The 22307-nt window shown below is 36.8% G+C and carries 22 protein-coding genes; 17 read left to right on the forward strand and 5 right to left on the reverse strand.

What is annotated here, in order from left to right:
- Positions 1 to 31: 31 nt before the first annotated feature.
- Complete coding sequence (locus ACFO5Y_RS11400; protein WP_197104157.1) at positions 32 to 229, forward strand: YwbE family protein; 198 nt, start codon at positions 32 to 34, stop codon at positions 227 to 229.
- A 53-nt stretch (positions 230 to 282) separates the two neighbouring features.
- Entirely contained in the window at positions 283 to 996 is a 714-nt protein-coding gene (locus ACFO5Y_RS11405; RefSeq protein WP_197104156.1) for an MgtC/SapB family protein, read from the forward strand.
- A gap of 15 nt (positions 997 to 1011) precedes the next feature.
- Here ACFO5Y_RS11405 and ACFO5Y_RS11410 read toward each other — a convergent pair whose 3' ends face one another.
- Both ACFO5Y_RS11410 and ACFO5Y_RS11415 read right to left on the reverse strand, forming a co-directional pair.
- A complete protein-coding gene (locus tag ACFO5Y_RS11410) occupies positions 1012 to 1560 on the reverse strand; it encodes a hypothetical protein (protein ID WP_197104155.1) in 549 nt (182 codons plus the stop codon).
- A gap of 13 nt (positions 1561 to 1573) precedes the next feature.
- Entirely contained in the window at positions 1574 to 2008 is a 435-nt protein-coding gene (locus tag ACFO5Y_RS11415) for a hypothetical protein (protein WP_197104154.1), read from the reverse strand.
- Positions 2009 to 2145: 137 nt separating this feature from the next.
- Here ACFO5Y_RS11415 and ACFO5Y_RS11420 point away from each other — a divergent pair, with 137 nt between their 5' ends.
- From ACFO5Y_RS11420 to ACFO5Y_RS11440, 5 genes are all read left to right on the forward strand, one after another.
- On the forward strand, positions 2146 to 2985 hold the full coding sequence (locus ACFO5Y_RS11420) for an aldo/keto reductase (protein ID WP_197104153.1): 840 nt from the start codon (positions 2146 to 2148) through the stop codon (positions 2983 to 2985).
- Positions 2986 to 3015: 30 nt separating this feature from the next.
- Complete coding sequence (locus ACFO5Y_RS11425; protein ID WP_197104152.1) at positions 3016 to 3366, forward strand: DUF2568 domain-containing protein; 351 nt, start codon at positions 3016 to 3018, stop codon at positions 3364 to 3366.
- A gap of 107 nt (positions 3367 to 3473) precedes the next feature.
- Positions 3474 to 5381, forward strand: coding sequence for an alpha-amylase family glycosyl hydrolase (locus ACFO5Y_RS11430; RefSeq protein WP_197104151.1), 1908 nt, complete (start codon positions 3474 to 3476; stop codon positions 5379 to 5381).
- Positions 5382 to 5455: 74 nt separating this feature from the next.
- The gene (locus ACFO5Y_RS11435; RefSeq protein ID WP_197104150.1) at positions 5456 to 6691 is read left to right on the forward strand and encodes a serpin family protein; all 1236 of its coding nucleotides are present in this window, start codon (positions 5456 to 5458) and stop codon (positions 6689 to 6691) included.
- 100 nt (positions 6692 to 6791) lie between these two features.
- Positions 6792 to 7766, forward strand: a complete 975-nt coding sequence (locus ACFO5Y_RS11440) for a serine hydrolase (protein ID WP_197104149.1) — start codon at positions 6792 to 6794, stop codon at positions 7764 to 7766.
- 73 nt (positions 7767 to 7839) lie between these two features.
- Here the strand turns inward: ACFO5Y_RS11440 and ACFO5Y_RS11445 are convergent, their stop codons facing one another.
- A complete protein-coding gene (locus tag ACFO5Y_RS11445) occupies positions 7840 to 8475 on the reverse strand; it encodes an SGNH/GDSL hydrolase family protein (RefSeq protein WP_197104148.1) in 636 nt (211 codons plus the stop codon).
- A gap of 155 nt (positions 8476 to 8630) precedes the next feature.
- Between ACFO5Y_RS11445 and ACFO5Y_RS11450 the strand changes: the two genes are divergently transcribed.
- From ACFO5Y_RS11450 to ACFO5Y_RS11485, 8 genes are all read left to right on the forward strand, one after another.
- Entirely contained in the window at positions 8631 to 9062 is a 432-nt protein-coding gene (locus ACFO5Y_RS11450) for a DMT family transporter (RefSeq protein WP_197104147.1), read from the forward strand.
- A gap of 41 nt (positions 9063 to 9103) precedes the next feature.
- Positions 9104 to 10273 (forward strand): haloacid dehalogenase-like hydrolase, encoded by a 1170-nt coding sequence (locus tag ACFO5Y_RS11455; RefSeq protein WP_197104146.1) that lies wholly within the window; start codon positions 9104 to 9106, stop codon positions 10271 to 10273.
- A gap of 66 nt (positions 10274 to 10339) precedes the next feature.
- Positions 10340 to 10888 carry a DJ-1 family glyoxalase III gene (locus tag ACFO5Y_RS11460; RefSeq protein WP_197104145.1) on the forward strand — a complete coding sequence of 183 codons (549 nt, stop codon included), beginning with the start codon at positions 10340 to 10342 and terminating at the stop codon, positions 10886 to 10888.
- A gap of 138 nt (positions 10889 to 11026) precedes the next feature.
- Positions 11027 to 11830 carry a C39 family peptidase gene (locus ACFO5Y_RS11465; protein ID WP_197104144.1) on the forward strand — a complete coding sequence of 268 codons (804 nt, stop codon included), beginning with the start codon at positions 11027 to 11029 and terminating at the stop codon, positions 11828 to 11830.
- Positions 11831 to 11862: 32 nt separating this feature from the next.
- Complete coding sequence (locus ACFO5Y_RS11470; protein ID WP_197104143.1) at positions 11863 to 12324, forward strand: low molecular weight protein-tyrosine-phosphatase; 462 nt, start codon at positions 11863 to 11865, stop codon at positions 12322 to 12324.
- Between the two features lie 74 nt (positions 12325 to 12398).
- Positions 12399 to 13196 carry a glutamate 5-kinase gene (proB, locus tag ACFO5Y_RS11475; protein WP_197104142.1) on the forward strand — a complete coding sequence of 266 codons (798 nt, stop codon included), beginning with the start codon at positions 12399 to 12401 and terminating at the stop codon, positions 13194 to 13196.
- A gap of 24 nt (positions 13197 to 13220) precedes the next feature.
- Positions 13221 to 14483, forward strand: coding sequence for a glutamate-5-semialdehyde dehydrogenase (locus ACFO5Y_RS11480; RefSeq protein ID WP_197104141.1), 1263 nt, complete (start codon positions 13221 to 13223; stop codon positions 14481 to 14483).
- Positions 14484 to 14628: 145 nt separating this feature from the next.
- On the forward strand, positions 14629 to 15753 hold the full coding sequence (locus ACFO5Y_RS11485) for a cation diffusion facilitator family transporter (RefSeq protein WP_197104140.1): 1125 nt from the start codon (positions 14629 to 14631) through the stop codon (positions 15751 to 15753).
- Between the two features lie 63 nt (positions 15754 to 15816).
- On the opposite strand, the gene ACFO5Y_RS11490 is transcribed toward ACFO5Y_RS11485, so the two are convergent.
- Positions 15817 to 17172: an aspartate kinase gene (locus ACFO5Y_RS11490; protein ID WP_197104139.1), complete on the reverse strand. Its 1356-nt coding sequence runs from the start codon at positions 17170 to 17172 to the stop codon at positions 15817 to 15819.
- A 134-nt stretch (positions 17173 to 17306) separates the two neighbouring features.
- Here ACFO5Y_RS11490 and ACFO5Y_RS11495 point away from each other — a divergent pair, with 134 nt between their 5' ends.
- Both ACFO5Y_RS11495 and thrB read left to right on the forward strand, forming a co-directional pair.
- Positions 17307 to 18494: a homoserine dehydrogenase gene (locus ACFO5Y_RS11495; RefSeq protein WP_197104138.1), complete on the forward strand. Its 1188-nt coding sequence runs from the start codon at positions 17307 to 17309 to the stop codon at positions 18492 to 18494.
- Between the two features lie 17 nt (positions 18495 to 18511).
- Entirely contained in the window at positions 18512 to 19381 is an 870-nt protein-coding gene (thrB, locus tag ACFO5Y_RS11500) for a homoserine kinase (RefSeq protein ID WP_197104137.1), read from the forward strand.
- A gap of 121 nt (positions 19382 to 19502) precedes the next feature.
- Here thrB and ACFO5Y_RS11505 read toward each other — a convergent pair whose 3' ends face one another.
- Positions 19503 to 22193: a cation-translocating P-type ATPase gene (locus ACFO5Y_RS11505; protein WP_197104136.1), complete on the reverse strand. Its 2691-nt coding sequence runs from the start codon at positions 22191 to 22193 to the stop codon at positions 19503 to 19505.
- Between the last annotated feature and the right edge of the window lie 114 nt (positions 22194 to 22307).

A 22307-nucleotide genomic window follows, 5' to 3' on the forward strand; every position in this document is an offset into this window, starting at 1 on the left:
TTGTTATAAAAGATCTAAAGGAGGAATACAAATGAAAGATGGAACTAAACGTGCCGATATTCAAATCGGGACAAAAGTAAAGGTTGTTCAAAAACAAGATCAACGTTCAGGAAAATTGACTGAAGGAGTTGTCAAACGTCTCTTAACTAATTCACCTAATCACCATCACGGAATTAAAGTGATGTTAGAAAGTGGCATTGTAGGTCGAGTTAAAGAAATTATTGAATAATTTTTCAAAGGATGTATAATAGGTGACTTGAAAAAACTGAGAGGAGGAATGTAATGAATCTAACGTTTGATTTATATGAATTAAATACAATAACGATTCTTGTTCGAATTTTACTGGCTGTTCTCATTGGCGGATTAATTGGGATGGAACGTGGGATGAAGAATCACACGGCAGGGCTGCGAACTTATATTCTCGTCTGTCTTGGTTCTACCATGGTCATGATGACAAACCAATACGTTACTGAGAATATTGGAGGAGGAGACCCAACTCGTTTAGGTGCCCAAGTAATAAGTGGGATTGGCTTTTTAGGAGCTGGAACCATTCTTGTTACCAATCGAAATCGAGTGAAAGGCTTAACAACTGCTGCTGGTTTATGGGCGGCTGCCTGTATTGGTCTTGCGATAGGTATTGGTTTCTATGAAGGAGCGATTGCTGGTGGTATCGCGATTTTACTGATTATGACCTTACTTAGACCTTTAAAGAAAGTCATCCAAGGTAAGTCGAGTAAGATTGATTGTTATATTATTGCAGATTCTTTAGACAGCTTTAATCACTTTTTAGAATTTTGTGCGGATTTACGGGTGAATATCATTGATATGCAGATTGAGAGTGAGCATGTCATTGAGAGTGACTACGAAACGGACTCCAATGAAATTGTTTACTTTGTAGCTATCGATTTATATAACCGAATTCAGAAGCAAGACTTTATATTGCGTGTCAAAAACTTAAAAGGGATCAATTATTTTGAAGAATTAGAAGGAGAGTAGTCATACCTCCTTTTTTTATTTCCAAATTTGTGCGTATTTCTTTTGATACTTGGAGTCATCGACAGAGGTGATAAGTTCAAGTGCTTGAGTTTTAATGACTTCGTCATGCGTTTCGTCATATAAATTGCGCATACCTTGTAAGAAGTCATTACGAATGAGTGTATAATTTTTTTCTTTGTCGCCATCATTGAAACGGTCTATCACGTGTTCTAAGAATAGATTCTTAGCCGCGTCGCTTCCAAGCCCGACCCGCCATAAAGTTTGAATAGTGTGGCGTGCAGTGACAAATTTTTCATCGAAAGTGACTTGCCATAAAGCATCAAAATCTTTTAAAATTCGGTCTTCAGGGTCGCTATAGGCAGCTAAGCGAGATAAATATTGGGCAGCTCGTGATCTTTGATGACCATCTTTATCTGATAATAATTCAATTAAATCATCCCAAACGTCATACGCCCAATCCACCGGTTGTTCTATAGTCGAATTTAGTTCAATTAAAGCATTATAACGTACTTCTTTGGTTCCATTTTTAGATAGTTCAAATAAGTCTTGGATTTTTTGATCCATAACGCACCACTTTCTATTGTTTTATTTCTAGCCATTGTTGATAGGCGATATTGAATACTTTTTCTAAAGTTGGTAAATCAATATCATCAAATTGTTTGAAACTAATGCTACTGCTACCAACCTTTACTTTCCCCAGTTGGTCTTGATATTTCTTAGCCAAGTATGTCTTATCCTCAACTGCATTCACATACATACTGAAGTAAGCTTTTTGCCGGGCTAAACCTACCATAAACCATATTTCATCGGTCTTACCTTTTATTGGGATTTCTCCGTAACCGATGATTTGTTGTTGGGACCCGCCCCAAAATTTACCTTCCCAAATATTGCGATTATCTCTGCCAAATTGTTTCGTTAACATTTGATCTAATCGAATGATAGTATCTTGATCCTTTTCGTCCAATTCATTTAAATATACTTCAAACGTTGTGTCTGTTTTAACTGTCGCCATATTAAGACCTCCTTTTCTTAATCAATATATCATATTTTTTATAAAAAGACTGCGGAATGAGCTTTAACTAAGTTGAATGATTTTGTTGATAGAATGTGTGGTGTTAAAATATAGATATAAGAAAAGGAGAGGTTTAAATGGAATTCTATAATGTAAATGACGGAAATAAATTTCCTAAGATTGCTTTAGGGACAGTTGGCCTCAAAGGAGCAAAAGGCGTTCAATCGATTAAGACAGCACTCAGAAATGGTTATGAGTTAATCGACACATCGACGAACTACAATAATGAAGGGGCTGTTGGGAAAGCCATTCGTGAATTAAATATTCCTAGAGAGCACATTCAAGTCTCATCTAAACTACCAGGAGCTAATCATGAATATGATAAAGCGATTGATGCGATACAAGAATCATTGTATCGGATAGGCATTGATTATTTTGATAAATATTTAATACATTGGCCACTACCAAAACGTGATAATTATGTTGAAGCTTGGCAGGCATTAGTTGATGCTCAAAAATTTGGCTTAATTAAGACCATTGGTGTGTCTAACTTCTTACCAGAACACTTAGACCGTATTATTGAAGCCACTGGTGTGACACCAGCAACGAACCAAATTGAACGCCATCCTTATTTCAATAATTTAGATTTACATCAAGCGAATAAAGATCGAGGGATACTTACGGAAGCATGGAGTCCACTTGGACGTGAGTTAAATGACTTATTAGAGAGTAAAGTATTAGCTGAGATTGCTAGAGAACATGACAAATCAATCGCACAAGTAATTATTCGCTGGAATATTCAAACAGGTATCTTAGTCAATGTAAAATCAGAGCAACTGGAACATCAGCTTGAGAATATTGATGTTTTTGACTTTGAATTAACCCAAGAAGAGATGGAATTAATTAATCAATTAGACAAAGGAAAAGAAGGTTTAGTTGAAGGGCAAGATCCTAGAGAATACGAAGAGTTTGACTAAGAAAAATAAAAAAATAAGAAGGCGAAAAAGATGAAGTTTTTACAAGGTCTGAATGCAGTTTTGGCTTTAGCTATTGAAATTGTTGCTTTAATTAGTTTCGGCTATTTTGGCGCAAGCTTCTTCTCACGTCGATGGCTACAAATACTTGGAGCCATCGTATCTGTGGGAGTCATTATTATTATTTGGGGAGCCTTTTTTTCTCCGAAAGCAACGTATCCACTGCCAATCGCTTGGACGCTCATCGGTAAATTCATTATCTTATTACTACCAAGTTATATGTGGTTTCAAAAGGGGAATACTGTGTATGCGGGCAGTTGGTTTGTACTCATTCTTTTTCACTTGGTTCTTCTTTTTGTCTTTCGAGATAGACCTCTAGTATAAATATTTAGACTGAGTGAAAACTCGGTTTTTTTTTATGGATAATATTGGCGAATGTCAAAAGTATTGCTATACTTATTTGTAAACGCTTTAATAAAAAGGAGACACATATGAAATTACGATTAAAAGCTGCTTTAACACTCAGTTTACTTAGTTTAATGTATCAACCAGTTATCACAACCAACACTCAATTTGTTATGGCAGAGGCCGTCGAAACGACTATAGAATCGGATGCCGTCATAGCCAATGTGAGCCAGCCATTTCATTATAATCAACATGCCTTACTTGAATTAGACGTTGAAGAGGGTGTTCAAATTGAACAAATTGTTGCGGATGTCTCACAATTAGGAGGCTCTAGCCAATTAACCATCTCACCTGAATTATTAAAAGTGACCTTATCAGTCACACATGATGTGGAACCAGGTGATTATACGATACCTATTACTTGGTGGGATTCAGACGAACAAGAATATCAAACTGAAACGACCGTTACGATTCTTCCAAGAGAGAAAGAGGAAGGGGAATTGGATTGGGATGAAGAAATTATTTACTTTATGCTGACAGATCGCTTTAAAGATGGGGATGAGTCTAACAATAATCCTTGGGATTTAGCGTATGAAGAGGCGGATAATCAACGCGGGATTTATCAAGGTGGGGATTTTAAAGGAATTACTGAGCAGATTGCTTATCTTGATGAGCTAGGTATTACGACGATTTGGATATCACCGATTGTATCGAACATTGCTTACGATGTGTCTGCAGGAACGAATGACGGGGCATTTTATGGCTATCACGGTTATTGGGCACAAAACTTTGAAGAATTGAATCCGCATTTTGGTACATTGGAAGAGTTTCATGAATTAATTGATACAGCAGCTGAAAAAGATATAAAAATTATGGTCGATGTTGTCTTAAATCATGCAGGTTATGGCATGCACAGTAAAGATAGTGATGTCGATGATGCGCCCGAAGGCTACCCAACAGACGGAGAAAGGGAAGTGTTTGAGGGGATGTTGCGTGATTCCCCAGGCATGGATTCGCTGACACAAGAATTATCTGGTTTGCCTGACTTTACTACAGAAGAACAAGATGTATATGAACAACTTGTTGATTGGCAGACAGCTTGGCTTGATTTATCAACAACGCCTACAGGGAACTCGATTTCAAGCTTTAGAGTGGACACGGTCATTCACGTTGATAATACGGCTTGGCAACACTTTAGAAATGAACTGACTGAAATTGACCCCGATTTCCAATTAATTGGTGAAGTATGGGGAGCGAGCGCGACAAGCCCGAAAGGTTATTTGAATTCCGGAATGATGGATAGTGTCTTAGATTTCGAATTTAAAAACTATGCTAGAAATTTCATTAACGGTGACTTTAGAGGCGTAAACTCTCGTTTAGAACGCCGAAATGGCGCAATGACGAGTGCGAGTCCGACGGGGCAATTTCTAAGTAGTCATGATGAAACCGGCTTTTTATATATGTTAAATGGCAATGAAGATAAATATAAAGTGGCGGTCACATTACAAATGACAGCAAAAGGGCAACCAGTCATTTACTACGGGGAAGAGTTAGGTCAGACGGGGGCCAATAATTGGCCGGTGTATGATAATCGCTATGATTTAGCTTGGGACCAAATTGAAGATAATGACATCTTAACGCATTATAAGAAATTACTTCAATTCCGTCGGGCGAATTCAGAAGTGTTAGCACGTGGGACGAGAGAAGTATACGGACAGTCATTAGAAGATCAATGGACAATCGTGACAAGAGAGCATGAAGGCGAACAAGTTTATATTGTCTTTAACTTATCTGAAGATTCTCATGCAATTCACTTACCAGTATCATCAGAAAATGCAGCGGTAACGGATGCTTATAGTGACAACACCTATACTGCTGAGACGACTGAATCGGGAGAAGTAACAGTTGAATTGAAGATACCTCCCATTACTGAAGGTGGTACAATGTTGTTAGTAGTAGAAGAAGGCGAACTGACTCCGATGACTGAAGAGTGATATTCAGTGACATTGATGCAAATTTCTTTATACTGAAATCAGTCACATTGTACGCATTATGAAAGGAGTTTGATATGTTTAATTTATTTAAGAAAGCATCTCAATTATGTAAATATTTATTAGTGTTATTTCTCGCTGCAATAACAATGACACCGGGTTTAGTCTCGGCATCTGAACAAGTGGAAGCAGAATTTGAAGGAGACTTAGCCCAACAAATTCAAGACTTTTCCCAGAAACTTAGACCCGTAGTATCAGAAGAAGTAGAAGAGAATGCGCTTTACTCACCCTTATCGTATTACTTAGCCTTACTCACCTTAGAACCAGGTTTAACCGGATCGGAAAAAGAACAACTCAGTGAAGTTCTTATTCCAGAGGGGATGGACCGAGATGCGTATGTTGCTTCGATGGCAAGTTTTATTAAGGAGGCGACCGAAGGCGATGAACCAATCTTTAATACGAAAACCTATCTTTTAGGCCGAGAAGATTTAGAATGGAATTCGACTTATTTAGAAGATACAAAAGATTTAGCGACTGAAGCAAGCAGTGTAGATTTTAAAGATGCTTCGACCTATGAGTCATTGAATGAAGATATTGCTGAATTAACGGAAGGGCTTATTGATCCGTATTATAGCGAAGAGCGCATTGCTGAGATGACATCTAATGATTACTTACAATTAGTCATGATGAATTTACTGTATTTCAAGAGCAATTGGTTAAATGTGTTTAACGAAGAATTAAATACAGACGAAACTTTTTACGGTCGCGATGATGAAACAGTTGTTCCAATGATGCATCAGGAAGAACGCATTCCTTACTTAGAAGGCGACGGCTTTCAAGCCATTTTACTTCCATATCGTAACCAAGCAGACTTATTAATCGTGATTCCTGATGAAGCGACCGATGATGAGAGTATGTGGGAAGCGTATCAATCAGTATTAGAACAAGAGGAGGAAATTAATAACAAGACAATCGCTTTAACTTTACCGAAATTTGAAAGCAGTGGTTCTTTTGATTTAACTAACTCATTAGACGCTTTCGACTTAAGTAACTTTAAAGGAGACTTGGGTGAGACTGAGTTTTTCACTACTCAAGAAGAAACTGCTTTGAGTCAAATTCTTCAACGTGTTGAACTTGTTCTGGATGAAGAAGGAACAAGTGCAACGGCAGTCACAGAGATTAATATTGAAACAACAATGGCGCCGATTGAAGAAGAACCGATTGAATTAAAGGTGGACCGCCCCTTCGCTTATGGGATTATATATAAAGATATTCCTTTATTTGAAGGTTTAATCCATAATATTTCTGAATAAAAATACTTAATAAATAAATGAATTAGTCATACAATTTTCGATGTTTTTTTCTGAGTAGACTGCTATAATAATCTTGTTGTCTATAGAAAGGAAATAACAAATGAAAATAAAAAATAAACTAAATATCATTCTTTGGCTTATGAGTGCATTATTAATGACACAAATCACTTTACCTATGATTCAAGCTGAAGAGGCTGTGAGTTCAGACGTTTCTGAATCAGAAGCGACCGAAGAAAAAGATGAATCTGAAGAGAGCGACATTTATGATTATGAAGCGATGGAAAACTTAGATATGGAGCCGCTTGCGTATTCTGAATATGAATCTTTAGAGGATATTGTATATGAATTATTAGCTAAATATGGTTTAGATGCTTCACAAATTGGTTTAGCTTATACAAATTTACAAACAGATGAAGCGTATTATTTGAATGAAGATGAGCAATTTATTGTCGCAAGTATGTATAAGGTACCGATGGTTGCGATGTTTATTGACTTGATTAACCAAGGCTACTTAACTTGGGATTCAGAATTACCTTATAGCGAAGAATATTATCAAGATGGAGCAGGCGAGATTACAGCAAATCCTAAACAAGCCTATTACCGTTTAGAAGATCTAGCATATCAAGCTATTGTTTACTCTGATAATACAGCTTCGCTCATTCTTTATTATTATTACGTAAATAACTTTGGAAGTTTCCGAACTGGCCTTCTAGATTTCGTTGATTTTTATGAAGTACCAGAAGTTTATTACTCTGATAATTACGGTTCGGCTTACATGATGAACTTGTCTCTCCAAAAGATTGCGACTGACGATACTTACGTTCATGTTCGTGAGTTAATGATGCAGTCGTCACCGAAACAATTGTTCTCATTATTTGTTAATGACATGGCGACAAAGTATGGTCGCTATGAGAACATGTTAAATGATAGTGGTATTTTCTATCAAGACGATGAACCGATTTATACTTTAGTTGTTATGGTAAGTGATGATTTATATGCAGATATGTTCATTGCGGAATTAAATCTACGTGTCAATGAATGGACACTTGCCCAAGCAGAAATATCAGAAAGCTAATCTCACAAACCAATATAAATACACCCGTTAATGAGGCAGTGACTTTCGTCCTCTTTAACGGGTGTTTTGGATTTTATAAACCAGTATGTCTTAACCATTGATCTGCGATAAAGGCATGACCTAGACTTGTCGGGTGAACCCCATCAGCACCAGTTATTGTCTCATAACCTAAGTTTTCTCCAGCTTGATTTAAGGCGTCGTCTAACTTCACTAACGTTGCGCCGTATTCTTCGGCTAAGTCTGCAATTACTTCTTTCATTATATCGACATAGGGACGCCAATCTAAGCGGTCCTCAGGGTATGGTAATACATAAGGTTCGACTAAAATAATTTGAACCTCTCGTTCAGTCAATGTCTTTAATAAATATCGATAATTCTCTTTATATTGTTCGAGAATTGTTTCTGTATAGGGAATACCAGCTGACAAACGGTGCCAAATATCATTAATTCCAATTTGAATCGTCACTATATCTGGATTTAAATCAAGGCAGTCCACTTGCCAACGAGTGAATAAATCGGTCAATTTATCACCACCAACCCCTTGATTTAAGATTTTTAATTGAAGGGGAATATATTGACGATATAACTGTCCGGCAATCATATTGACATAACCTTGCCCTAAATTCGCACCGAAGTATTCACCACGCCCAGCATCCGTAATGCTATCACCGATAAACAGTAGCGTATTTTTATGTTGTAATTGTACCATTTGTTTAACCTCCTAATAGAATTGTTAAGTATGTATTCAATTATTATTATATGATACTTGGAAGCGATTCACTAGTAATGTGAATAAACTGGTTTTTATATCAATTAGCTTGAAAATTGGTTATGATGTAAGAAATTCAATGTGGAGGTCGACTAATGATTCAAGGTATATTTTATTCATTATTTGCGGGAATCTTAATTGCTTTACAAAGTATCTTTAATACGAATATTAGCGCTAAGACGGGTTCTTGGACAATGACAACCGTTGTTCACGGAGTTGGATTTTTAGCAGGTTTGTTAATTGTTATGTTTGTTCGAGACGGTAGTGTGGAAGAGTTACTTTCAGTAAACAAGATGTACTACTTAAGTGGGATCTTCGGCGTATTAATTGTTTATTTTGCTGCCCAGGGAATGATGAGTTTAGGACCTGTCTATTCCTTTATGATATTAATGGTAGCACCATTATTAATTGCGCTCATTATTAATACGAATGGCTGGTTTAATGTAGAAATGATTGAATTAACATCAGGCAAAGTCTTTGGTATGATAATAATGATTATCGGTATCGTTATTTTTCAAAGAGGCTAGCTTTAAAGGTAAATAAAATATCAAAAGGGGTAAAGTAGAATATGACATATTACTTTCAAGAACATCAATGGGAACCATATGTATACAACAGATTAAACCAGTTAATTGACCAATTTAAAACAAGTGAATCATCAAATTTTAAAACGAAACCCTATGTTGTTTTTGACTTTGATAATACAAGTATTATTGGCGATGTAGAAGATAATTTGATGATCTACATGCTAGATCACTTATTATATAAGATGACTCCCGAAGAGTTTGAACAAATAATTATCACTGACATATTTGATATGGATACTAACTTAGATGAGGCACTTGAACACACTACCCCAAGAAAGTTAGCGATAGATATTATTCGAAGCTACACTTGGCTGTGGGAGCACTACATTAATAAAGATAAGGGCGAACGACTTAGCTTAGAAGCTATCAAAGAAACAGGTCAATACAAAGCTTTCCAAGCAAAACTTCGCTACTATTATGTCAATGTGAATGGTAAATTGACTCGTCAAGCAGGAAAACCTTGGCTCACTTATTGGTTTAAAGGTTACACTCCGGAAGAGTTAACTCGCTTAACAAAAGAAATGCTGAAAGAAGCAACTAATAAAAAAGCTGAGAAGCACATTTATTTAACACCTGAAGAGCTACTTGGTCAAGCGGATCAAATTAGTAGTGAATTCCAAAGTGGTTTGATCTATCCAGAAGAATTAATTGCTTTATATGAAGCCTTTCAAGCGAATGGTATTGTGACTTATGTCGTGAGTGCGAGTCCGGTTGATGTTGTCAGAACAGCAGCAAGTGAATATCAATTCAAAGTGCCAAAAGAGCAAGTCATTGGAATGAATTATGATTTAGACGCTGAGGGTAAGATTGAAGCCCATATGACAGCTGGGTCGCCGATTACGAAAAAAGACGGAAAGACAGAGGCGATAATGAATTTAATTGCTCCTAAGCATGAGAACCGCCAACCTATCGCTTTATTTGGTGACAGCATGGGGGATTATCATATGATGACAGAATTAAAAGATGTATCGTTAAATGTGATCTTTAATTGTTTAAATCAAGATAAGACTAAAGACTTGAAACAGATTGCAAAGAAGCAGTATCAAAGTGATGATGCGAATTTTGTAGTCCAAGGGCGAGATGAGAATGCAGTTCGTCTGATCCCGAATACTAAGACATTAGCACTTGGTCAAACTGAATTAGAATACTAAATTGATTAGATAATTAGATTAAGTCTTTGAATTATTTTATAATAATTAACATAGGAGGCGTTATAAATGAAGAAAGTTGCAGTAATTTTAGCTAATGGTTTCGAAGAAGTTGAGGCAGTTGCACCGATAGATATTTTACGCCGAGCGAAATTTGAAGTTGATATTTATGGATTAACAGAAGAAGTAACGGGAGCGCATAATATTATTATTAAAGCGGATCACATTCTGGAAGAGCCTATAAAAGGTTATAATTTAATTATGCTACCAGGTGGGATGCCAGGAGCGAAAAATCTACGTGACAATGAACTTGTTATCAAGTCTCTTCAACAAGCCAATCAAGACCAACAACAGATTGCAGCAATTTGTGCGGCACCCATTGTATTAGAAAAGGCAAATCTCTTAGACGGTAAGAATTTTACCCACTTCCCAGGATTTGAAGATCAACTGACAAGTGGTTTAGACCAAAAAGAGGCTGTCGTAGTTATAGACGGCAATATTGTCACGGCACGTGGTGCGGGGGTAGCCCTTGAATTTGGTTATACTTTAGTTGATTTACTTGGCGGTGACGGCGAAGCGATTCGTCAAGATATGCAATATAATTATTTATTTAACTAAGCAATAGATAGTAGGTTTAAAGCTGTAAGAATTGTTTAAAGCAATTCCTACAGCTTTTTCTAAATATCAGACCATATGCTGATGCCCGCAATTATTAGCATTGATATATTAGAAACAAATAAACCGACGGAGGTAACAATGGCAAGGAAAACGAAGAGACAGGCGAAGTCGTCTGGTACGGGAAAATTAGTCTTAATCTTATTTGCTCTTATAATTATCATTGGCACAATTGTTTTAGCTTTTATTTATTTTACCGAAGATGCGAAAACTAATTACCAACCATACTATACAATGGCTCAAGCCAATGAAAACTATTTAATTGAAAATCAATCCCAAATTGTTGCTAATATAAAAGCAACGGATGTTGACCTACAACAATTAGGTCACGTCTTTATCCCTGAGGCTCCTGCCAATTATATTGATATTCAACATGTTGGACAGCATAATGTGCCATACTTAAACCAAAATGATCCAAGATGGGCGGACAAACATTATGGTACGGATGCGTCACAAACAATTTGGGAAAATGGCTGTGCTATAGTTGTCTTAGCAATGATAGATAGTTACTTTACTAACACAGAAGTCAGACCTGAAGAAATTACACGGTGGGCTGGAGACGAATACTATATGACAAATCAAGGAACGTCTTGGTCTATTTATTCAGCTTTTGGACAAGATTTTGGCTATGATGTTGTGGATGTAGGTAATGATTTTTACTCAGCGGTGAATCTATTAGATAATGGTTACTTAGTTGTCGTATCAGTTGGGCCAGGCACATTTACTCAAGGTGGCCATGTGATGTTAATGCGAGGCTATCAAGATGGTTTAGTCTATCTGAATGATCCCAATGATGCACCAGACAAGATGTTTAGTATTCAAGGGATTGAAGCACAGACAGTGATTGATGATGCGCTGAATTACTGGGCGATCGCCCCAATATAATGATTATAGACAAACTTTAAGGAGAGATATGCATGATACACGTATTATTTGTATGTTTAGGGAATATTTGCCGCTCACCGATGGCGGAAGCGGTCTTTAGAAAGATGATTCAAGAAGAAGGACTGACGGACAAAATTACGGTTGATTCTGCTGGAACGAGTTCTTGGGAAGAAGGGAATGCCACACACTCAGGTACAAAACAACGATTGGCCCAAGAAGATATTTCAGTTGATGGTATGTATTCACGTCCACTAAATGAAGATGATATACAACAAGCGACCTACATTATCGGAATGGACGAAAGTAATATGAAGAACATCCAAAAATTCACAAATGGCCAAGCAAAAGGGCAAACGAAGAAGTTACTTTCTTTTACTGGCAGTGGTGAAGATATCGCTGATCCTTACTATACAGGTGATTTTGAGACAACGTATACTCAAGTATATACCGGCTGTCAGGCATTATTAGAGGAAATCAAACAAGAACTTGAATGATTTTAATAGAACGGTATTAATTCGTCCGTACATTTGTTATAATTAGATGAGAATGATTAGAATAGAGGTAATTTATGAGTCGAGAATTTATGAAAGATTACAAGCGAATTGTGATTAAGATTGGAACAAATTCAATTATGCTTGAAGGAAACCAAATTGATTATAAGAAGTTAGATCGATTAGCCTTTGTATGTTCAACATTAATCCAAGAAGGAAAAGAAGTCATTATTGTGACTTCGGGAGCTGTCGGTGTAGGGGCAAGTCATTTAAATTTAACTGAATACCCCCAAACAATTGAAGAACAACAAGCTTTGGCTGCCATTGGACAAAGTATTCTAATGGGGCATTATAGTCGTTTCTTCCAATATTACAACCGAGCCACAGCTCAAATTCTACTGACTCGTGATGTTGTGACGTTTGAAACCTCATACTACAACGTTAAGCGAACAATGAATACTCTGCTGAAGCAGAAAATAGTTCCAATTATTAACGAGAATGATGCGATTGCCGATGATGAGTTGAATCATCAAACAAAATTTGGTGATAACGACACGCTGTCGGCCATCGTTGCAGGTGTCAGTGAAGCGGATTTACTCATTATTATGAGTGATGTGAATGGTTTATACGATTCAAATCCGAAAGAGAATCCAGATGCTACATTAATCGAACACGTAGGGGAAATTACTGATGAAATTGAATTAATGGCAAGCGGTAAAGGCTCAGCCTTTGCGACAGGTGGTATGGCTACGAAACTTAAAGCAGCCGAAAAAATACTCAATCAAAAGCAAGCCATGATTATAACAAGTGGTGAAGATCCAGTATCTATCTTAAGAATACTGGAAGGAGATGTTATTGGTACTTTATTTAAGTAATACATAGAATAAGGAGAATTAATAATGACTGAACAATGGAATGCTAAATTAATTGAATTAGGTAAAAATGCAAAAGCAGCAGCAAAAATCTTGCGCCATGTTACAGAAGCAGAGAAGAATGACGCTCTTTTAAAAATGGCTGACGCAGTAGTTGCGAATCAAGGTGCAATTATTACTGCAAATCAAAAAGACCTTGAACTTGGAAAAGAAAAAGGACTTACAGATGCTTTGCTAGAAAGATTGACATTGACAGAAAAAAGAGTAGAAGCAATGGCGAATGGCCTTCGTCAAATGGCAGCCTTACCCGATCCAACTTTAGTGACTGAGAAACAATGGATAAACCGAGATGGTTTGAAAATTTCTCGTCAACGTGTTCCATTAGGTGTTATTGGTATTATTTACGAATCTCGTCCCAACGTTACGGTGGATGCGACAGGTTTATGTATTAAGTCCGGTAACGCAGTTATCTTAAGAGGTGGAAAAGAAGCCTTAGAGAGTAATCAAGCAATTGTGAATGTTCTTCAAAAAGCTTTAGAAGATACTAAACTTTCAACGGAGACTATTCAACTTATTACGAATCCATCACGTGAACTTGCGAGTCAATTTATGCGATTAAACGACTATGTTAATTGTTTAATTCCTCGTGGTGGGGCAGGTTTAATCAATACTGTTATGCGACAAGCGACGGTACCAGTCATTGAAACGGGTGTAGGGAACTGCCACTTATATATTCATGAAGCAGCTGATATTGAAAAAGCACGCAACATTTTAATTAACGGTAAGACACAAAGAAATTCTGTATGTAACGCCCTAGAATCTTTAGTCATCGATGAAGCCATAGCTAGGACAGCTTTACCGGAATTTGTTGAAGCTTTAAAAGAATATCAAGTTGAAGTTCGTGGAGATGAGAAAGCGAGAGCGATTGTTTCAACAATTGGAGCAGCAACGGAAGAAGATTATGCTACAGAGTTCCTTGATAGCATTATCGCAGTCAAAGTTGCAACTGATTATGATGATGCCTTCCAACATATTGAAACCTATTCTACGGGGCATTCAGACGCTGTGGTAACTGAAGATTACTCAACAGCTCAAGCTTTCCTAAAAGATATTGATTCTGCCGTTGTGTATGTCAATGCATCCACGCGATTTACAGATGGTGAAGTGTTTGGTTTTGGTGGTGAGATGGGTATTAGTACTCAAAAACTACATGCTAGAGGGCCAATGGGACTTGAAGCATTAACAAGTTATAAATACACAGTCGAAGGAAATGGGCAAGTAAGAGAATAAAATTAAAGAACATTTCAAGCTGGGGTAATGACGTGAGCATTACCCCATATATTTATATCATGATACTGATATTACTTGAAAAATGGACAGATACACTTTATAATAAATATATGAAAATAAATTCATATGAAAGGTGGCAGTTATTATGAAATATCAACTCATTGGCATTCGTAATCAAGATCACGCTAATAAATTATTTAATAAAATTAAGCAATTACCTAATAAAGAACATATACATCTAAATGAAGAGGAATTAGAAATTGAAGTCGAAGATATTACTTGTTATGAAAATCTACAAAGATTACTCAGCTATGAAAAAGTAGGCATAAAGTCACTCGAATTTCATGAGCATGAACATCACCATTCACAAGAACATAGCCATGACCATAGTCATGATGTGGATTTTACAAGTGGGAGTCAAGCGGCGCGCAATATGATGATCGTTTTTGGAATTAATATTGTCTTTAGTTTACTAGAAGCAATCTTTGGCTTTATATTTAATAGTGCATCTATATTAGCAGATGCTGTCCATGACTTTGGGGATGCTTTGTCCATTGGACTTGCGTGGTTTTTCCAAAAGATTTCTTTAAAAGGCTCAGACTCGACGTTTTCATACGGTTATAAACGATATTCGCTTTTAGGTGCTTTAATTACAAGTGTTGTGCTCTTGGTAGGGTCGGCCGTGATGATTATTCACTCAGGTGAAAAACTGATGAATCCTGAACCAGTAAATTATCAAGGGATGTTAATATTGGCGATTTTTGCGATTATTGCCAATGGGGTTTCTGCTTGGATTATTAGTAAAGGCTCGTCGCATAATGAATCTATCTTGTCACTTCATTTACTTGAAGATGTCTTAGGGTGGGTTGGAGTATTAGTTGTGAGTGTTGTGTTACACTTTACCGATTGGTACTTTTTAGATCCGCTACTATCAATTGGAATCGCGCTCTTTATACTTTATAAGACCATTCCAGAATTTATGAAAGTTGTGAGATTATTCTTACAAGCCGTACCAGATAATATTGATAGTAAAAAACTTCGGGAAAAAATTCAAAACATCGATAATATTAATGGCCTGTCACACTTCCATTTATGGTCGTTAGATGGCGAAGCACATATGATGTCTATGACAATTAGTACAACATCTGATTCTGTTCAAACGCATGAACAAATTAAAAACGAAGTGCGTCATATTCTTTTAGAGAGTGATATCGCTCATTCAAATATCGAAATTGTTTATGACCCTTATAATATCTTAAATAGTAAGTAAAAAAATTGAACCTGATTTTGACTAGGAAAGCCTAGCCATCATTCAGGTTCATTTTTGTATGAATTATTTTTCAAAGTAGTTTTGATAAAGATTATTTAAAGCCTTTTTAAGGTCTTTACTTGGAATAGCGAAGAACATACTAATCTCAGAAGCACCTTGGTTAATCATACGTAAACTGATATTACTGTCTGCGAAGGCAGCAGTAGCTTTATTCGCGATACCAATCGTATCACGCATTCCTTCTCCAACAATTGCAATGATTGCTAAGTCTCTTTCAACATGAATCCATTCAGGTTCGAATTGTTGTTCAATATCTTCAAGCAATTCTTCCAGTTTATTATTATTTTCAAATTGATTCGCACGCATAACGACTGAAATGTCATCAATACCTGTTGGAATATGCTCAACGTTAATATCATGGTCTTCAAAAATTTGTAATAGACGACGTGTATAACCAACTTCTCGGTTTAGTAAGTAGCGTTTAATAGTGACAGAAATAAATCCTTCGTCTCCACTCACGCCGATCACTGGATATTTTTTAACCTCTCCACGGTCGACAACAATTTTAGTCCCTACAATTTCAGGAGCATTAGTGTTTTTTATCTGAATTGGAATACGAACTTCATATAAAGGTGTTAATGCCTCATCATGGAAAATACCAAAACCAGAATAAGCAAGCTCTCGCATTTCTCGATAAGTAATTTCATTAATCGCATGAGGATTTTTTACTATGCCTGGATGAGCTGAGTAAATATGTGATTGATCCGTATAGTTCTCATAGATGTCTGCTTCAACCCCACGTGCAATAATCGCACCCGTAATATCTGACCCTCCACGTGAGAAAGTGACGATATCACCTTTTTTTGATACTCCGAAGAACCCAGGAATCACAAGAACTTTATCACTGTCTTTATTTTCAGCGATTTTGCCATAAGATTCTTTAAGAAGTTGGGCATTACCGGGTTCATCGGTCACAAAGATTCCCATAGCTTCTGGTGATTTATATTCTGCTTCTAAACCGATTTTGTTAAAGTATTGGCTGATTAGTTGGGCATTAAAGTCTTCTCCACATGATTTTAAGGCATCGAGTAATCGTTCTGAATTCGTAATCGTTTGAAGTAAATCATGTAATTGTGCTTGGAATTCTTTAACAATCGCTACATCAATATCAAGATCTTCGGCTATTTGTTGGTATCTATCTATGATTTGATTTTCGATACTTGTCGTCGATATGCCGATCGAATGATTCGTATGAAGGGCAATGAGTAAGTCGGTTATTTTAATATCCGAATCATTACGTTTACCTGGGGCGCTGACGACAACAAAGCGAATGTTTGAATCATTTCTAATAATATTTGCTACTTTTTTAATTTGAGATGCGGAACTTAAAGAACTTCCGCCGAACTTTGCAACTTTCATGTATTATTACTCCTCTTTTTTTTAATCTGATTATAATAATACATTATTTATTGGCAAATTCATACCACCTGTTGTAAAATATGCATGAGGGAAATTTTAATGTATCTCTAATATAAATTAAGGAGAATTTAAATATGAAGATTGCAATCTTAGGTATGGGTACAGTTGGAAGTGGAGTTATTAAGGTGATTCAAGAGAATCAAGTGGAGATCCAACAGTTTACCAATGAAGCGATTGAAGTTTCACATGTGTTTGCTAAAGCGATTAATAACCAGCATGGCGCTGACTTTCAAAATGTGATAGTTACAGAGAATATCGATGATATATTGAATAGTGATGTAGAATTAGTTGTTGAAGTGATGGGTGGGATTGATTTTACCTTTGGTGTTCACCAAAAATTCTTATCAAAAGGGATACATGTTGTCAGTGCAAATAAAGATATGTTAGCAGTTCATATTAAAGAATTAGCTAAAATTGGCGATGAAAATAAAGCGCAATTAGGTTACGAAGCAAGTTGTGCCGGTGGGATTCCCATTATTAATGCGTTAACTTATGGTTTACAAGCGAATAAGATCAATCGTGTGATGGGGATTTTAAACGGAACGACAAATTATATTCTAACAAAGATGACACAAGATGCTTGGTCATACGATAAAGCGTTAAAAGATGCTCAAGAAAAAGGCTATGCTGAAAAAGATCCAACCAATGATGTGGAAGGATTGGATGCAAGACGTAAGATTGCCTTACTATCTCGAATTGCTTACAAACAAAACTTAAACGTTGAAGATATTCCAGTTAGAGGGATAAGCCAAGTGAGCGTAAAAGATTTAGAATATGCACAAGCAGCTGGCCTGACTATGAAATTATTAGGTAAGAGTGAATTTCATGGCGACAAAGTTCAAATCAGTGTTGAGCCCGTATTACTACCGAATAATCATCAACTTGCCACAGTGAATGACGCAGCAAACGCGGTTTACGTCAACGGGAATGCTTTTGGTGAAACAATGTTCTACGGACCCGGTGCAGGAAGTTTAGAGACAGCTTCAGCCGTAGTTTCAGATGTGATGAATATTGCTAAATTTGGCTTTGTGGGAAACTTAATTGTTGAAGAAGATGCAAATATTGACTTGGCTGGAGAAGCAGCGTCATACTTTATTCGCTTTGCACAAGGGCAAACAGAAGTTCAATTAGATGTAAATTATAAAGTTATAGCTGATGAAGATGAATTAGTTATCATTACTGAAGATATGAGCGCAAATGCATTAGAACGGTTAGAGAATAGTCATCAAGTTGAGGCAGTATACGTAGTAATTAAAGATTAGAATTGGAAGTGGATAGTGTGAACAATGTATCATTAAAGATACCAGCAACAAGCGCCAATCTTGGGCTCGGCTTTGATACAATGGGTCTGGCAGTGAATAAATATTTATATATTAAGGCAACTGAGAGTGACAAATGGGAATTTGAATTTCTCGATGAAGAATTACGTGATTTACCTAATGGAGAAGCGAATTTCGTCGCTAGTACAGCCATTGGTATTGCCAAGACATACAATAAGGTGATGCCTGATTTATTTATTGAAATGTCGAGTGAAATTCCACTTACACATGGATTGGGAAGTTCATCGAGTGCTATTGTGGCTGGAATCGAGTTAGCAGATCATTATTGTCAACTAGGATTATCAATGTATGATAAGATTTTACTCGCCTCTAAGATTGAAGGGCACCCAGATAATGTTGGACCATGTATTACTGGAGGAGCTTTCGTAGGATATTATCGAGACGGTTACTTAGCTTATCATCAATTAAACTTAGATAAGATTAGTTTGATCCTATCAATACCTCCTTACGAGATTTCAACGAAAGTGGCCCGCGAAGCGATTCCGGATTCGTACGAAAAAGGCGCAGCGATCGAACAAAACGCTCTAAATAATGTCATGTTACTTTCAATGGTTAATAAAGACTATAAAACAATGGGTGAGTTGATGATGCAAGATAAATTTCATGAACCATATCGCCAACCATTAATTGCAGAGTTTCCTGAGATTAAAGAAATTGCGGTGAAGAATGGGGCTTATGCTACTGTCATAAGTGGCGCAGGGCCAACCGTTTTAACACTTTGTCCAGAAGATAAAGTTGAGGGAATATTAAAAGAACTGCAACAAGTATCGACATGTACACACGAAAGTGTTGAAGTGCATTATAATTAAGCATAAAAAGGAGTCCACTTTAAAGATATTCATCTTATAAGTTGGCTCCTTTAGACTTTATAACACATATAAAAAAGGCCGTTGAGCAACGCTCAACGGCCTTTTAATTTTTGCTTACTAATTATTCAGCAATTTTCTTTTGATATTTATCAGCTAAGCCTGTAGAACGGAAGATCCATTTTACAATCTCAACGATAATTACAATACTGAATGCAACAGCAATAGAAATTGCCCATTCAGTAGGTCCAGGGATAGTTACCGAGAAGTATGTGTTAATTCCAGGAATTAAGATTACTCCAAGTAATAAAGCACCAGAAAGAATGAAGGCACCGTTTAAGTATTTGTTATCAAACGGATTTCCACTGAATAATGAACCAAAGATTGATTTAACGTTATATGAGTGGAATAGTTGGATAAATCCAAGTGTAATGAATGCCATTGTTTCAGCAGTTTGATGTTCTACTTTTAGAACGTATTCACCAATATAGTAAACAGCTAAAGTAAGGAAACCTTCAAGTACACCTTGGTAAGCAATACTTGGTAATACACCGAATGATAAGAAACTATCTTTCTTAGTACGAGGTGCTTGTTTCATCGCTTGAGGTTCAGCTTTCTCCATACCTAAAGCAATTGCCGGGAACACATCTGTTACTAAGTTAATCCATAAGATATGAACAGGTTCTAAGATTGTCCAACCGAATAAAGTTGCAACGAATAAAGTTAAAACCTCTCCTAAGTTAGCCGAAAGCAAGAACTGAACAGCTTTTTGAATATTAGTAAATACTTTACGTCCTTCTTCAACTGCAACAACGATTGTTTCGAAGTTATCATCAGCAAGAACCATATCTGAAGCACCTTTAGCAACTTCGGTACCAGTGATACCCATACCAACACCAATGTTTGCTTGTTTAAGTGATGGTGCATCGTTAACCCCGTCACCAGTCATTGAGATTGTACGATCATTTGCTTGCCATGCTTTAATAATACGAACTTTATGTTCAGGTGATACACGAGCATATACAGAGAAGTTAGAAACATCTTTAGCTAATTCTTCATCAGTCATATTGTCTAACTCAGCACCAGTACGAACATGTTCTTCGTTATTAGGTTCATTAGGATCTAAGATTGATAAACGTTCAGCGATTGCTTGTGCTGTAATAGCGTGGTCACCAGTAATCATAACTGTACGGATTCCTGCTTCACGAGCACGGCGGATAGCTGCACCAGCTTCAGAACGCTCAGGGTCGATCATACCAACAAGTCCAGCAAAGATTAAATCTTGCTCAACTGTTTCAGTACTCATTGTATCTGGAACAGTGTCGACAATCTTATAAGCACCAGCTAATACACGTAGTGCTTCACGAGCCATGTTTTCGTTCTCTTTAAGCGTATTATCAATATCTGCTTGAGTAATATCAGTGATTTGACCATTGTTATCAATTTTAGTTGCACGTTGGATTAATTGATCCGGTGCACCTTTAACAGCTATAAAGAAACGTCCGTCTTCCATTTTGTGGATTGTTGACATTAATTTACGGCCTGAATCGAATGGTACTTCGTTTACACGAGGTTCAGAGCTTACTGCATCTTTTACATCAAAGCCTTGCTCGATCGCATATTTGATCATAGCCGCTTCAGTAGGGTCACCAATTAATTCACCTTTACCATCGATTTCAGTATCGTTAGCGAATGTAATTGAACGTAATAAAGGATTTGTATGAGCAATCTCTTCTGACGCGTCATGAAGCTCGCCATCATAGAATACTTTTTCAATCGTCATTTTATTAACAGTTAATGTACCAGTTTTATCTGATGCAATAACTTCAGTACTACCTAAAGTTTCAACGGCAGGTAATGTACGAACTAGCGCATTACGGTTTGCCATTGATGTTGTACCTTGCGAAAGGATAATAGTTGTAATCGCAGGTAAACCTTCTGGAATAGCAGCAACTGCTAATGAGATAGAAACTAATAACATATGAGTAATTTTAAAGTCTTGGAATGTAATTCCGACGATGAATGTTAATACTGCAATAACAATGATTGCGATTGTTAAGTTTTTACCTAATTGCTCTTGGTCACGTTGTAATGGTGTTAATTGCCCTTCAGTGTTTGCTAACATGTTAGCAATATGACCAACCTCAGTATCCATACCAGTACCAGTAACGATACCTAAACCACGACCATAAGTTACGTTTGTACTTGAGAAGGCCATGTTTTCACGGTCACCGATACCGACGTTTTCTTCATCGATTGTGTCAGTACTTTTAACAACTGGAACTGACTCACCAGTTAATGAAGCTTCTTCAATTTGTAATGAGTTTGCTTCAATTAAACGTACATCGGCAGGAACAACGTCCCCAGCTTCTAATGTAATAATGTCCCCAGGTACTAATTCAGTACTTTTAACTGAGTTCATTGAACCGTCACGGCGCACATGGGCTTCAGGAGAAGCCATGCTTCTTAGGGATTCAATAGCATTTTCTGCTTGCTGTTCTTGGAAAACTCCCATAATTGCATTTAAAATAACAACGATTAAAATAATGATTGAGTCGGCAATACCTTCACCTTCAGCAATCCCAACAAAACCTGCAACGACAGCTGCTACTAATAATACTATGATCATAAAGTCTTTAAACTGATCTAAGAATTTTTGTAGAAGTGTTCGTTTTTCTTCTTCTTGAATTTCGTTCGCACCGTATTTTTCAATACGCGCTTGCGCCTCAGAAGAGCTCAAACCTTGTGAAACGTTACTGTCAAGCTTAGAGACAATTGAATCTGTCGATTCACGATAGGCAACAAAATCTTTCATTAACAATATTCCTCCTATTTCTTTTGTTATAAGTTAGTTTACTTGAAAAAGAGACTTATACCAACTATAAAGCGGATGCGATACAGGTGGCATAAGTCTCACTATTTAAGTACA

Origin of the sequence: Ruoffia tabacinasalis, from assembly GCF_042652985.1 — a bacterium.
In the GTDB taxonomy this organism is placed as follows: Bacteria; Bacillota; Bacilli; order Lactobacillales; family Aerococcaceae; genus Ruoffia; species Ruoffia tabacinasalis.